The following is a 12,997-nucleotide window of genomic DNA, read 5'->3' on the forward strand; positions in this document are numbered from 1 at the left end:
AAATTCATGATACTTTTGTTCAAATGTTGGTTTCAAAGTCATTAATAAGCAGGAAGGCACTGAACCGGAAACGAACACGCGCAAAATACCCTATATAACGGCCATATACCGCTATCAAATTATTCATGATCATTTTACTTAAACGATAATATGGTACAACTTGCTCCGGTTTTGAACATTTGTTATATAAACTTCTTGATTTGTGAGATGCAGTAAATTTTTGAATCGGGAACTTTGTATAATTCTCCCAGGTACTAAGCCTGACCGTTTAAATGGCTGCCCTTTTAAATGAATTCATATATTGAGATCAATTTAGTAATTAAGTAATTATAGAACAAAGACATACAATATATGAAAGAAAGACTAACCAGGATATGGCCATTATTATGGATGTTAACAATGGGGCTGTTAAACACTCAGGCGCAGACGGCGCGAAACCCTACCGTATTTACAGATGTTCCAGATCAATCAATTATCCGCGTGGGGCGTAATTACTACATGAGCAGCACCACAATGCACATGAGCCCGGGATTACCGATTATGAAATCCAACGACCTTGTCAATTGGAAAATCATAAACTATGTCTACAACATATTGGATGATGTTGATGAGCTTAACCTGGCAAATGGCAAAAGCACTTATGGCCGCGGGTCCTGGGCCAGCAGCCTGCGTTATCACAACGGTATATTTTATGTAAGCACCTTTGCACAAACTACCGGCAAAACTTATATTTTTTCGACCAGGGATATTGAAAAAGGCCCATGGAAGGCAGTATCGTTTAAACCGGCGCTGCATGATCATTCTTTATTTTTTGATGACGACGGAAAGGCTTACATGATTTACGGCAGCGGCAGGATTATGCTTGCCGAGCTAAGTGACGATCTGACAGGGATCAAACAGGGTACAGCCCCCAGGGTGCTTATTGAAAATGCTACCGCTGTTTCGGGTAATGGCGGACTTGGTGCCGAAGGATCGCAAATGTTTAAAATCAACGGAAAATATTATTTATTCAATATCACCTGGCCAAAGGGAAACATGCGCACTGTAATAATCCACCGTGCCGATAACCTGACAGGCCCATATGAAGGCCGAGTTGCATTACAGGATAAGGGCGTTGCCCAGGGTGGTTTGGTTGACACGCCTGAAGGCGATTGGTATAGCTACTTGTTTAGGGATTACGGATCCGTTGGCCGCGTACCTTATCTGGCTCCGGTTAAATGGGACAATGGATGGCCTGTTTTAGGCGAAAATGGTAAAGTCTCTGATACAGTTAAACTACCAGCCGCTATAGGCAGAATACCTGCTATTGTAGCATCCGACGAATTTACCCGGAGCCGGGCTGACCGGCCTTTACCCCTGGTTTGGCAATGGAATCACAATCCGGCCAATTCATTGTGGTCGCTTACCAAACGCCCCGGCTATTTGCGGTTAACAACGGGACGGGTTGATACCAATTTGTTATTGGCACGCAACACGCTTACACAGCGCACTTTCGGGCCTATCTGTACCGGCGTCACCGCTATCGATGTTTCTCATATGAAAGATGGCGATTGTGCGGGCATTGTTTTGCTGCAACGCAGGTACGGATGGGTTGGCGTGAAAGTAATCAACGGAAATAAATTTATTGTGATGGTCAATGCTCAAACAGATTCTCCGGTCCAGGTAGCCAGGATACCACTAAGCCGCAGGGTAGTCTATCTGAAGGCCTCGTGCGACTTCAGAGAAAAAACGGATAAGGGCAATTTCTTTTACAGCGTTGACGGTAAACTATGGAATACCATTGGCTCGACCCTGCAAATGGCTTATACGATACCTCATTTCATGGGATATCGGTTTGGCCTGTTCAATTTTGCTACCAAAGTACCGGGAGGATATGCCGATTTTGACTTTTTCAGGATAAAGGAAGAGTAATCCTTTCGAATAAAGCATGGCTCCAAAGGTTCGCCGGAGCGTTTTGTGTTACACCTAAATCAACTTAAGCAAACCATAAATTACACAATATGAATCTGAAAACGCTATCTATTGCTGCGGCAATTATGATTACTGCTCACATTTGTGATGCACAAAACACTCTGCCAGGTTTAGCGGATGACTTTAAGCCCTCGGTTTTTAACCAACCGGGGCAAGATTATCCCCAGGTGAATTCACAGGGTTATGCCCGGTTCCGTATTAAAGCTCCACAGGCTGATAGTATTAAGGTCAGCCTGGGCCTGGGCGGCCGGGGTGGCACTAAGCTATCAAAAGATGCCGACGGTTTTTTTACCGGCACCACAGAAGGCCCGATGGATGAAGGCTTTCATTATTATCATCTGACCGTAGATGGCGGAGTTTTTAATGACCCCGGCACATTGAACTTCTATGGTTCAACCAGGTGGGAAAGCGGGATAGAAATACCCGCTCATGATCAGGATTTTTACTCGCTTAAAAACGTCCCGCATGGTAATGTACAACAGGTTCTGTTCCCTTCCCCAAGTACAGGTACCTCGCGCAGGGCTTTTGTTTATACGCCTCCCGGATACGATAAAAACAAAAGTGACCGATATCCGGTATTGTATTTACAGCATGGCTGGGGTGAGGATGAAACCGCCTGGAGCAAACAGGGACACGCCAATCTGATTATGGACAACCTTATAGCGGAAGGCAAGACAAAGCCCTTTATTATTGTAATGACATATGGAATGACCAATGATGTTAAGATTGGCCGCGGCGGCTTAAAAAGTTTTAAGATTGAACCATTCCAAACAGTTTTAACCCACGAGTTGATCCCATACATCGATGCCAACTTCCGAACCTCTGCCGACAGGGCCCATCGCGCTATGGCAGGCCTTTCAATGGGTGGCATGGAAACCCACATGATCACGCTCAACAATCCTGATCTTTTTGCCTATTACGGTCTTCTAAGCGGTGGCACCTATACATCAGCCGAAATTAAAGATAAGTCGAAGGTGAAACTGATATTTATGAGCTGTGGCAGCCGCGAAAGGCCGGATGGTGTAAAAAATGCGTCAGCTGAGTTAAAAAGTGCCGGCATAAACGCGATATCATTTGTTTCTGAAAATACAGCGCACGAGTTTCTGACATGGCGGCGCAGTCTTCATGAACTGGCGCCAATGCTATTCAATGTTAATTGACCTAAATTATGAATCACTTTAAAAAGGCCACACATCGAGCCTTTATTCTTACTTATCAATAATCATTTACAGTCCTAAATACTATGCAAAAACACACATGTCTCATTATTTTGTTGGTGCTTCTCACAAGCATTACAAAAGCCCAAACAACAGTTAAACAGGCGCCCGCCGGCTTCGACACGTTTCGTTCCGGAATACCGCATGGTGTCATCGATACCATCAAATATGATTCCAAGACAGTTGGCGTAACGCGCAGGGCAACCGTTTACCTGCCTCCCGGCATTACAAAAAATAAGAAATACCCGGTATTATACCTTTTACACGGTATCGGAGGCGACGAATTTGAATGGCTCAACAACGGACATCCTGAGATAATTCTGGACAACCTGTATGCCGATAGTAAGCTTGAGCCAATGATTGTAGTGCTGCCCAATGGCCGGGCAATGAAAGAAGACCGTGCCACCGGCAATATTATGGCCCCTGACAAAGTACAGGCTTTCTCTGATTTTGAAAAAGATTTACTTAACGACCTGGTGCCTTTTATACAGGGGAAATACCCGGTTTATAAAGACCGGGAGCATCGGGCACTGGCCGGTTTGTCTATGGGCGGGGGGCAGTCGCTCAATTTTGGGTTAGGAAATCTTGACATTTTTGCGTGGATCGGCGGATTTTCTTCCGCTCCCAACACCCGTAAGCCCGAAGAATTGCTTCCTAACCCTAAACTGGCCAAAAGTAAATTGAAACTACTTTGGATTTCCTGTGGCGATCACGACAATTTAATCTCATTTAGCCAGCGTACCCACGACTACCTTGTTAAAAACAATGTTCCCCATATCTTTTACATTGAGCCTGGCGTGCATGATTTCAGGGTATGGAAGAACGATTTATATCTGTTTTCGCAACTATTGTTCAAACCTGTTGATATAGCAAAATTCAACAACGATGTCACTGGCGGAAACAAATAAGTTAACTATTATCAAAACAACGGGCATACATAACGAATAAATGAGCCGATGCACTGAGGAACGAATAAACAGAGTGCTTATAATTCTGCTTGATCCCTCAAAATGGCATTAAACGGTGTTTTCCCCACAAAAAAAGCCTCTTAGAATTACCTAAGAAGCTTTTGAAAGTGTGGTGGCTACTGTACAAATCTCGAACCATTTCCTTTCGAATTTGCAGCTAATTGCAAATTTGAACCAATAAATTTATTGGTTCAAATTGTTGTAGTTAAGTGATCCGGGGTGATCTATGTCACAAAGTATGGTATCTGAACAATAAATTCAGCCCCTTCCGCAATTGTGCTATTTATGGCAATATTTCCTCCGTGTCCTTTTACCACAATATCATAACTAAGTGACAATCCCAAACCTGTGCCTTCGCCGGCTGGCTTTGTAGTAAAAAACGGTTGTAATATCTTGTCCTTAATAGCATCGGGGATACCGATGCTATTATCTTTCACATGAATAACAATATTATCTACGGACAGTAAAGTGGTGATTTCAACTGTCGGCTTATAATCCTCGCCAGCTATTTTTCGTTTTTGTTGTGTGGCATAAAAGGCATTATTGAATAGGTTGAGCAAAACACGGCCAATGTTCTGCGGGATGATATTTACCCGTGGAAGGCCTTGTTCAAAATGAGTGATCAGTTCGGCATTGAAGCTTTTGTCTTTTGCCCGGAGACCATGATAGGCCAGCCGTAAGTACTCGTCAGTCAGCTTGTTCAGATCGGTTGGTTCTTTCTGGCCGGTTGAGGGGCGACTATGCTCCAGCATGCCTTTGACAATGCCGTCTGCACGCTTGCCATGGTGATTTATTTTCTCCAGGTTTTGGGTAAGATCAGTGGCTATAGCTATCACATCCTCATGATGACCAGCTCGCGCTTCTTCTTTTAATTCATCTAATAATTCAATACTTACCTCCGAAAAATTGTTTACAAAGTTCAGCGGGTTTTGTATTTCATGTGCTATACCTGCTGTAAGTTCACCCAGGGAGGCCATTTTCTCTGTTTGAATGAGTTGCTGCTGGGCCGTTTTTAAATTGGCAAGAGTATGCTCCAGTTGATCACGCTGGGCTGTTATTTCCTCGCGCTGTTCGCTCAGTTCATGATTGGCATTGGTGACCTGATCATTGGCGGCAGCCAGCAATTTGTTCGACTTGCGCTGGTTATTGTAATTCAGCGCGATAAACAGCGACAAAACCAATAATGCGGCTATCCCCCCTATAAAAAAATAACTTTGCTGCTTTTTTTGTTTCAGTTGAGCGTTCGTAATGTTCTGATTATATTTAAGCGAATCTTCTTTATGCGAATAGTTAAGTTGCGCCTCTTTCAGTAAAATAGCCTTTTCGTTCTTTAAGCTGTCTGTGCTATCCCTTTGGGTTATATAGGTTTTGTAGGCTTTAAAAGCGTCGGCATAACGGTTCATTTTTTCATAGGTCAGGCTTAACTCCCTCCAGCTTTCGTTCACCAAATCAAAATCCCGGTGCGCTTCGCCATAGTTGAGCCCTTCAGATAATAAGGCAAGCGATTTCTCATACTGCTGGCCAGGTTTCAAGCCTGCCTTCTCCATAACAGAATTTGGCGCTTCTCTGTAAATACTGCCCAAAGTAGATAATGCATAAGCTAATATTGATGAGTCGGCTTTTATATAGGATGTCGCGCGTTTAGCATGCAGCCAGGCCTTGTCATAGTCTTTCATTACAAAATAATCCCAGCTGATCTCATTTTCTGTCCCGCACAAACTATTATAGTTATTTGTTTTTTGAGCTACCTGTATCGCTTTATTATAATAGACCATTGCCCTGGAATAATCATGCTCCACATCGGCACAATGCGCCAGACCAATGTAAGTATCGACAATGCCGCCCTTATCGCCGGTCTGCTCAGCCATTTTGGCGGCTTTCAGAAAGATCGTCCTTGCTTTTTTGATATTGTGCAGCCGAAAATAGAAGTTGGCTACCACAATCAAATCGTATGTGCTCAAATAGTTACGCGGAGTGGCTGCCTGCAGTTTCAATGCTTTATCAAAGTAATCCATGGCTGTATTGTAATTAAATTCATGCAGGCTACCATTCCCTATCAGCACATACGTATTTATCAGTAGTCCCGTCTGGTTGTTTTTTTTAAAACGTCCGGCGGCAGGCAACAGGTAGCTGATCACCGCGGAACCTTTTTTCTGCGCATATATCGCGCCGGCAAGGTAGCTAACCGATTTAAAGGCAAACTGGTAATCGCCGATCTTAAAACTCAGTTCAGTAGCTTCCTTCAGATAGTTTTGCGCTTTGATGTAATCTGCCTGGCTATAGTAATGGTCTCCCAGATAATAATATAATCTGGCCACGCCCTTTTGCCATGGAAGCTTTTCTGCCAGTAACCGGGCGCTCTGCAGATAGTAAACGGCAGAGTCTGCTTTTTTGAAGGTTGAATAGGTTCGCCCCAGATTTATTAACAGGTTAGCTTTATTGGTGTCTTCTTTTGCGGGAGGCAGCTGTTTGAGCAGCGAATCGATACGAGCCCGCTCTTTTTTTTGAGCTGAAACACTTAGCGAAATCAGCATAAGCAAGCACGTCAATGTGTATTTTAATGATAAAGGTTTGAAATTCATTAGTAAAAAGGTCTTCGGATTTTTGAACTGGTCATGATAGCCTGCCTAAAAATAGGAAATTCATACCAACGTAGAAATATAAATTAACCGATAAAGAAAAAGCCTTCAGAGTTTCATCTAAAGGCTTTATAAAAACTTCTTGAACGCTTTCACACTATTATATATAACATAGTGTATTTTTTGTGGTATCAGCTGGGATCGAACCAGCGACACAAGGATTTTCAGTCCTTTGCTCTACCGACTGAGCTATGATACCTCCTTTTGGGGAGTGCAAATGTAGCTTTTTTTTTGTGTTTGAGAATTATTTTTTGAAAATAGTTTAAAAAAACAACTCAACACACTGTAACAAAGGGCGTTATTTTTACTATAATAACACTACCCTTACTCATTACCTTAATTACCATTTATCTTTCTATTTGGCCAGTATTCCCACTGATATAAAAAAACGATGTATAAAAACAATCTAACTACATCAGTTTGCATAGGTTTTGTATATTTAGGTATTTAAAACATTTATAAACCTGGCTATCAAGGCCTAAAACCAATGTTATGATGACAACTAAACCAACATCTATTGATGAATATATTGCAGCCTTCCCCCAGGATGTTCAGCAAATACTGCAACAGGTACGTACTACCATCAGGGAAGCGGCCCCCGAAGCCAAAGAAAAGATAAGCTATGCAATGCCTGCCTTTACCCTCAACGGCAACCTTATTTACTTTGCGGGCTATAAAAACCATATTGGGCTTTACCCTACACCAGGCGGCATAGATGAATTTAAAGAAGAACTATCCAACTACAAAGGCGCCAAAGGATCGGTTCAATTCCCCCTGGATAAACCAATGCCTTTAGATTTGATAACCAGGATCACCAAATTCCTGGTAAAGCGGAACCTGGAAAAAGCAAAAAAGTAAACCCTTTTTTTTCAATTATCCATATTACCGCCCCGCTACACACACAAATCTGGCAAATCATGGCAAATCATTAAACTACGCGGCCCTCTTTAACGCCTTTGGAAAAATAAAACTGAGTGAAAAATCGTGTTATCTTTGTAACGCTATGAAAAATCTATCTGTTTATATTTTGTCTATCGCCCTGCTCGCATCCGCCTGCACCAAAAAAGATGTTGCCTGGTACAGTATATCCAAAGTAACTAAATCAGACACGGCCAGTAAGGTTATCGTTAATATCAAAGCCCGCCTCACCAAGGACCAACTGCTTGACATCGCCGGAAAAATAAAATCGGACAGTGCAGCTTTGCCCAACCTGCAGCTTTGTTATATGCTGCCCGGCCATAGCGATAAAAATACCGGGGCGAATAATTTTTACGCCATTGCCAAATATCCCAGTGCCCAAACGGCCACTATGCTGGATACTTTAAAAGATTCAGATGGCAATGTGGTAAGGCTGAAAATTACCGGCGTATCTGCCCAAATGGCCCAAAAACTGATTAATTTTCATCCAAAGGAATTAAAAGACCAAAACTTTTTCGGGCACTTTATTGATGATAATAACCATACCGTTATCATCCCTTTCAGAGACTTAACCGACCCGAAGAAGGAGTATTATATACTGGAATTGGATACAACAGGCAAAGTGGTATCGGCAACAATCCCAACAGTGGTTACTAAAGATGGTATCGAAAAATGGTTTGTTACCGACCGTGGAGATTATATCACCATAAAAGATAGCATACTTACCCAATACTCCATCGATGATTTAGGCATGCCTTACAATAGTATTAAATCGGGCTTATAAATAATATCCTAATCGATTTATACCTTTTAACTAAAAATTAAGTTAAAAAAGGATAAATTTTTCCTTTTCATAATTTATACCAATATATTTATGGTGTTTAAAAACATTATAATATATCTATGACCCGAAATCTTATTAAAACCTTAACACTGAGTGTTATCGGGGTATTTAGCTTTTGCCTTGCAATTGCGCAGCCCCGCTTACCGGAAGGTTACTTCTGGAAAAAGCTTCCAAACGGACTGGAAGTGGTTGTTATTGAAAATAGCAAAGTGCCTTTGGCCACTATCGAAATTGCCGTAAAAAACGGTGCTTATACCGAAGGCCCCGAATTTAGCGGCCTATCGCATATGTTCGAGCATATGTTTTTTAAAGCCAACAAAGATTATCCCGACCAGGCATCGTTCCTGAAACGCACCCAGGAGCTTGGCGCCATCTGGAATGGTACTACCGATGTGGAGCGTGTAAACTACTTTTTTACTTTTGACAGGGACAGCCTTAGCGCCGGTTTAAAATTCATGAACGCCGCCATCCGTTTCCCTATTTACCGCGAAGAGGACATGAAAAAAGAGCGACCCGTTGTTGACGGTGAGTTTCAGCGTGCCGAAAGCGATCCGGGATTCCAGTTATGGTACGGTATCCAGCAAAAATTGTGGGGCGACCTTATCACCCGTAAAAACCCAATCGGGATTCACGAAGTGATCAACACCGCTACGCCCGAGAAAATGATGGTTATCAAAAACAAATATTACTTCCCTAACAACAGCTTGCTTACCATTTGCGGCGACGTAAAACATGACGCGGCTTTTGCCATGGCCGAAAAAATATTTGGCGATTGGGAAAGCAGTGGTTTCAATCCGCACGAAAAATATCCTATCCCGCCATTTAAGCCGTTAACCAAAAAAGAATATTTTATTAAAGAAACTACCATAGCGCAAACACCATCGATGCAAATTTCATGGCAGGGGCCGTCGTATTTAACCGATTCGGCATCTACCGTGGCTGCGGATTTGTTTGGTACCATTATAGGTTTAAACTCGTCAAAATTACAGCAGGCATTGGTTGATAAAGGACTGGCAAGCAGCGTTTACGTAAATTATACCACCAGTCGGTACGTTGGCCCTATTGATATGGGTATTGAGCCAAATCCAACCAAATTAAAAGAATGTTATGATGAGGTAATTAACCAGATAAGCTTGTGGGCAAAAGACGATTATTACACCGATGAGCAACTGAAGGATGCCAAAGCCATTTTGTTGCGTAACAGCATCCACCGCAAAGAGAAACCATCAACCCTGGCCAGCCAGTTGAGTTACCAATGGTGCAGCACATCGCTCAATTTTGCTACCGACCTTGATAGTAATTACCAGAAGGTAACCCGTGCCGACATCAAAAAATTTGTGGATACCTATATTATAGGCAAACCATACGCGGCCGGCTTAATTATATCGCCCGATTTGAGTAAACAACTGAATGCGGCTTCATTTTTTGTAGCTAAGTAATTAAAAGATCTTATCATGATGAAGAAATATATGTTCGGCCTGCTAATTATAGCGGCGATAGGAAATATAAAAACAGTACAGGCACAAAAAACTGCTTATGAAACTTCGGTTGACGGTGTTAAGGTAATTGTACAGCCAAGCGGTAATGATATTGTAGAGATACAAACCATTATTAAAGGCGGCGTACAAAACTACACTGCCGAAAAAATGGGGATCGAATCTATGGCGATGAACGCCCTAACCGAATGCGGCACCCTTAAACACGATAAAAACGCGTTTAAGGATATCCTGGATAAAGTTAGCTCAACCATTTACGGTTACAGCAACAAAAACTATTCGGTAGTTCGCATGAACTGTATTAAAAGCGATTTAGACGTGGTTTGGCCGCTATATGTTGAGGCCATGACCCAGCCACGTTTTGATGCCAAGGAGTTTGCACGTATTAAACAGGACGCCATTACCAATTTAAAAAGCCTTGACTCCAGGCCCGATAATGCCATTGATAAGTTTGCCGATAAAATTGCCTTTGCAAACCGCGACTACGCCAAAGACCCTATGGGTACAGTGGACATACTGACTAAATTAACTCCCGAAGAAACCAAAGCTTATTATACCTCAATCTTCACCAAATCGCGCTTGCTGATTGTTGTAGTGGCCGATCTTGACCAGGCTACTATCGAGGCTAAAGTAAAAGCGATGTTGGATGGTGTTAAAAAAGGCCCTGCATTCACGTTTAAAAAAGCATCGTTTAAAGTTTACAAAAACAGCATTAATGTGGAAAAGCGCGATTTAGCTACCAACTATGTAGAAGGCATCACCAGCGGCCCAATACCGGGTACCGAAGATTTTGATGCCTTTAACGTGGCCATGCGTATCTTCGCTAACCGCCACTTTTTAGATGTGCGTACCAACAACGGTTTATCATACGCCCCGCAAGCCTGGTTTAGCGTTGGGCAAACTTCAACCGCCCGCTTCTCGGTATCAACCACCCAGCCGGATAAATATATAGCTGTATTTGATAAGCTGGTTGATAAAGTAAAAACAGAAGGCTTTAAACCCGAAGAGGTAGCCAATATGAAAGTTACCTACCTAACCGGTTTTTACTATAAAAACGAAACCAACAGCGCCCAGGCATCATCTATAGCATCAAACGAGGTATTGTTTGATAACTGGAAACGGTCATTAACTTTGGTAGACGATGTTAAAAAATTAACAGTAGAGCAGGTTAATAACGCCTTTAAAACCTACATCAACAATATAGTTTGGGTATACCAGGGCGATCCTAAAAAAGTGAACCAAATTTTATACATCAACGGAACTTTGAATAAAGGCGAGAATGGTGTTAGTCATTAATTTAAGTCAAAACTAAAAGGTCAAAAGTCAAAATTGCATCGCGGTTTTGGCTTTTGCTTTTATAAAGCATTCCATCCAAACCAATTGGCCGATCCCTTTTTTTGAATTGGCAATGGTATAAATTGATATATAGGCTTACCTCCAAATATTGAATTACCTGGCCTTTTTACATCCAATACTTTACAAAAAAGTTATTTATGACGAGGCTCAATTGTCATTTTATTGTTACAATCAAATTAATGCAATTAACAAAATCTCTATACAATTAATTATTTATAGCTGCATCATCCTTGCACATTGCTTAATATAAAATATTTGTTTACGAGCCTTTAAAATCGCACCTACTGGAATGTTATACCTATAGTACTCAGGCAATAAACAAGCAAATCATCCCTTTTTGGAATATTATCGCCTTTGATTGCTGCAAATGATTTTTTCAAATGTTTGGTATATATTTGGAAACATACTTGCTAACTAGTATAGTAAATTAGGTAAATTTCATTAAAGAACCACATATGAATTGCGCCCCAGCTATAGACAAAATTAATAGTACTTTCCAATTTATAAGGGAAACGTCTTTCCAAGAAAAGAAAGAGAGTGCGACTTATGAAGAAAGGATTAATACGTTTTTGGATAAAATTTTAGATTTCAAAAAAAATCTTTCTGAAAGGTGTGACAAGGTGGAACGAATAAACGGGAGTCTTGAAGGTCTTACTTGGATGAGCGGGATAGACGACGATTGTCTAATGGCAATAAATGATCTTATTGCTTCAGCACGAGAATTGCATTCTGTTCTAATTAGGCAATACGTTAAAATAAACTCAATTAAAGAAAAAGGTATTGCCAAGGACGAAATACATAGATTCAAAGCCTGCATTGATGATTTAAAAGAGATTGTATCTGACTTAGACACGACTTTTTTCCACTTACCTAACGTGCCCGGATTCAAGGAAACCACAAAGGAACTTTCTTTGATCTAATGAATATCTATTGTTTAGAGCGTTTTAAGGTTGAATTCGAAAAACTTAAAAACAAAAAACCATATAAAAATTTAGAAAAAGAATTAGTTGAGTATTTTTTTGGAAAAAATACGGCTGATTTGTGCAATGGCACTCGTCTTAATAATAGTGACACTGAGCCTTTCATAAAAAAGAGATTGGTTGGTTCTGGTGGATTTAGATTGTACTTTTTAGTTATAATAAAAAACGATTGCTTGTACTTAATGTTTGTACATCCCAAAACAGGCCCAGAAGGAGCTGACAATATAAAAGCTGAATCTCAAGCGCTAATTTATAAAGAAGTCCTAGAGTGTATAAAAAATCAAGACTTGTACGAGCTTTCAATTTCAGAAAATAGCGATTTTATAGTATTTGAGAAAATTAGAGTATCACCTCAACAAAAAATCAGCTAAATCAAAAAAATGTTTAATCCTTATCTGACTTACCCGCCCTTGCTTCTGCAAAGTAAAATAGGTATTATACATCAACGGAACTTTGAATAAAGGCGAGAATGGCGTCAGCCATTAATTTAAGTCAAAATTAAAAAATCAAAAGTCAAAATTGCAAAGCGATTTTGGCTTTTGATTTTTATAGCCACCATTACATCGATCGCCTTGCCTCCTTTTTGAATTTTGAGTTTTGAATTTTGA

At 41.1% G+C, this 12,997-nt stretch carries 10 protein-coding genes and 1 tRNA gene; 9 read left to right on the top strand and 2 right to left on the bottom strand.

All coding sequences use genetic code 11. From position 1 onward, the window contains the following. The first annotated feature begins 351 nt into the window (after positions 1-351). From AC1DXF_RS03290 to AC1DXF_RS03300, 3 genes are all read left to right on the top strand, one after another. A complete protein-coding gene (locus AC1DXF_RS03290; RefSeq protein WP_477446090.1) occupies positions 352-1,911 on the top strand; it encodes a glycoside hydrolase family 43 protein in 1,560 nt (519 codons plus the stop codon). 89 nt (positions 1,912-2,000) lie between these two features. Further along, positions 2,001-3,131 carry an alpha/beta hydrolase-fold protein gene (locus tag AC1DXF_RS03295; RefSeq protein ID WP_477446092.1) on the top strand — a complete coding sequence of 377 codons (1,131 nt, stop codon included), beginning with the start codon at positions 2,001-2,003 and terminating at the stop codon, positions 3,129-3,131. 83 nt (positions 3,132-3,214) lie between these two features. Then, positions 3,215-4,096 (top strand): alpha/beta hydrolase, encoded by an 882-nt coding sequence (locus tag AC1DXF_RS03300; protein ID WP_477446094.1) that lies wholly within the window; start codon positions 3,215-3,217, stop codon positions 4,094-4,096. Positions 4,097-4,380: 284 nt separating this feature from the next. Here AC1DXF_RS03300 and AC1DXF_RS03305 read toward each other — a convergent pair whose 3' ends face one another. Both AC1DXF_RS03305 and AC1DXF_RS03310 read right to left on the bottom strand, forming a co-directional pair. Next, positions 4,381-6,690, bottom strand: coding sequence for an ATP-binding protein (locus AC1DXF_RS03305; RefSeq protein ID WP_477446096.1), 2,310 nt, complete (start codon positions 6,688-6,690; stop codon positions 4,381-4,383). A gap of 231 nt (positions 6,691-6,921) precedes the next feature. Further along, a tRNA-Phe gene (locus AC1DXF_RS03310) sits at positions 6,922-6,994 on the bottom strand. 293 nt (positions 6,995-7,287) lie between these two features. Here AC1DXF_RS03310 and AC1DXF_RS03315 point away from each other — a divergent pair. The 6 genes from AC1DXF_RS03315 to AC1DXF_RS03340 all read left to right on the top strand — a co-directional run bounded on the left by AC1DXF_RS03315 (position 7,288) and on the right by AC1DXF_RS03340 (position 12,760). Then, entirely contained in the window at positions 7,288-7,653 is a 366-nt protein-coding gene (locus AC1DXF_RS03315; RefSeq protein WP_477446098.1) for an iron chaperone, read from the top strand. A 145-nt stretch (positions 7,654-7,798) separates the two neighbouring features. Next, the gene (locus AC1DXF_RS03320) at positions 7,799-8,497 is read left to right on the top strand and encodes a hypothetical protein (protein WP_477446100.1); all 699 of its coding nucleotides are present in this window, start codon (positions 7,799-7,801) and stop codon (positions 8,495-8,497) included. Positions 8,498-8,616: 119 nt separating this feature from the next. Next, complete coding sequence (locus AC1DXF_RS03325) at positions 8,617-9,996, top strand: M16 family metallopeptidase (protein WP_477446102.1); 1,380 nt, start codon at positions 8,617-8,619, stop codon at positions 9,994-9,996. A gap of 15 nt (positions 9,997-10,011) precedes the next feature. After that, positions 10,012-11,349 (top strand): M16 family metallopeptidase, encoded by a 1,338-nt coding sequence (locus AC1DXF_RS03330; RefSeq protein WP_477446104.1) that lies wholly within the window; start codon positions 10,012-10,014, stop codon positions 11,347-11,349. A 515-nt stretch (positions 11,350-11,864) separates the two neighbouring features. After that, positions 11,865-12,329 carry a hypothetical protein gene (locus AC1DXF_RS03335; protein ID WP_477446106.1) on the top strand — a complete coding sequence of 155 codons (465 nt, stop codon included), beginning with the start codon at positions 11,865-11,867 and terminating at the stop codon, positions 12,327-12,329. Further along, positions 12,329-12,760 carry a hypothetical protein gene (locus tag AC1DXF_RS03340; RefSeq protein ID WP_477446108.1) on the top strand — a complete coding sequence of 144 codons (432 nt, stop codon included), beginning with the start codon at positions 12,329-12,331 and terminating at the stop codon, positions 12,758-12,760. The genes AC1DXF_RS03335 and AC1DXF_RS03340 overlap by 1 nt, the downstream gene beginning before the upstream one ends. Positions 12,761-12,997: the final 237 nt, after the last annotated feature.

Source organism: Mucilaginibacter sp. P2_A5 (genome assembly GCF_056404995.1).

Excerpts from the sequence above, each read along its gene's own strand:
- AC1DXF_RS03290 (WP_477446090.1), top strand. The coding sequence starts at position 352 with ATGAAAGAAAGACTAACCAGGATATGGCCATTATTATGGATGTTAACA.
- AC1DXF_RS03295 (WP_477446092.1), top strand. The coding sequence starts at position 2,001 with ATGAATCTGAAAACGCTATCTATTGCTGCGGCAATTATGATTACTGCT.
- AC1DXF_RS03300 (WP_477446094.1), top strand. The coding sequence starts at position 3,215 with ATGCAAAAACACACATGTCTCATTATTTTGTTGGTGCTTCTCACAAGC.
- AC1DXF_RS03305 (WP_477446096.1), bottom strand. The coding sequence starts at position 6,690 with ATGCTGATTTCGCTAAGTGTTTCAGCTCAAAAAAAAGAGCGGGCTCGT.
- AC1DXF_RS03315 (WP_477446098.1), top strand. The coding sequence starts at position 7,288 with ATGATGACAACTAAACCAACATCTATTGATGAATATATTGCAGCCTTC.
- AC1DXF_RS03320 (WP_477446100.1), top strand. The coding sequence starts at position 7,799 with ATGAAAAATCTATCTGTTTATATTTTGTCTATCGCCCTGCTCGCATCC.
- AC1DXF_RS03325 (WP_477446102.1), top strand. The coding sequence starts at position 8,617 with ATGACCCGAAATCTTATTAAAACCTTAACACTGAGTGTTATCGGGGTA.
- AC1DXF_RS03330 (WP_477446104.1), top strand. The coding sequence starts at position 10,012 with ATGATGAAGAAATATATGTTCGGCCTGCTAATTATAGCGGCGATAGGA.
- AC1DXF_RS03335 (WP_477446106.1), top strand. The coding sequence starts at position 11,865 with ATGAATTGCGCCCCAGCTATAGACAAAATTAATAGTACTTTCCAATTT.
- AC1DXF_RS03340 (WP_477446108.1), top strand. The coding sequence starts at position 12,329 with ATGAATATCTATTGTTTAGAGCGTTTTAAGGTTGAATTCGAAAAACTT.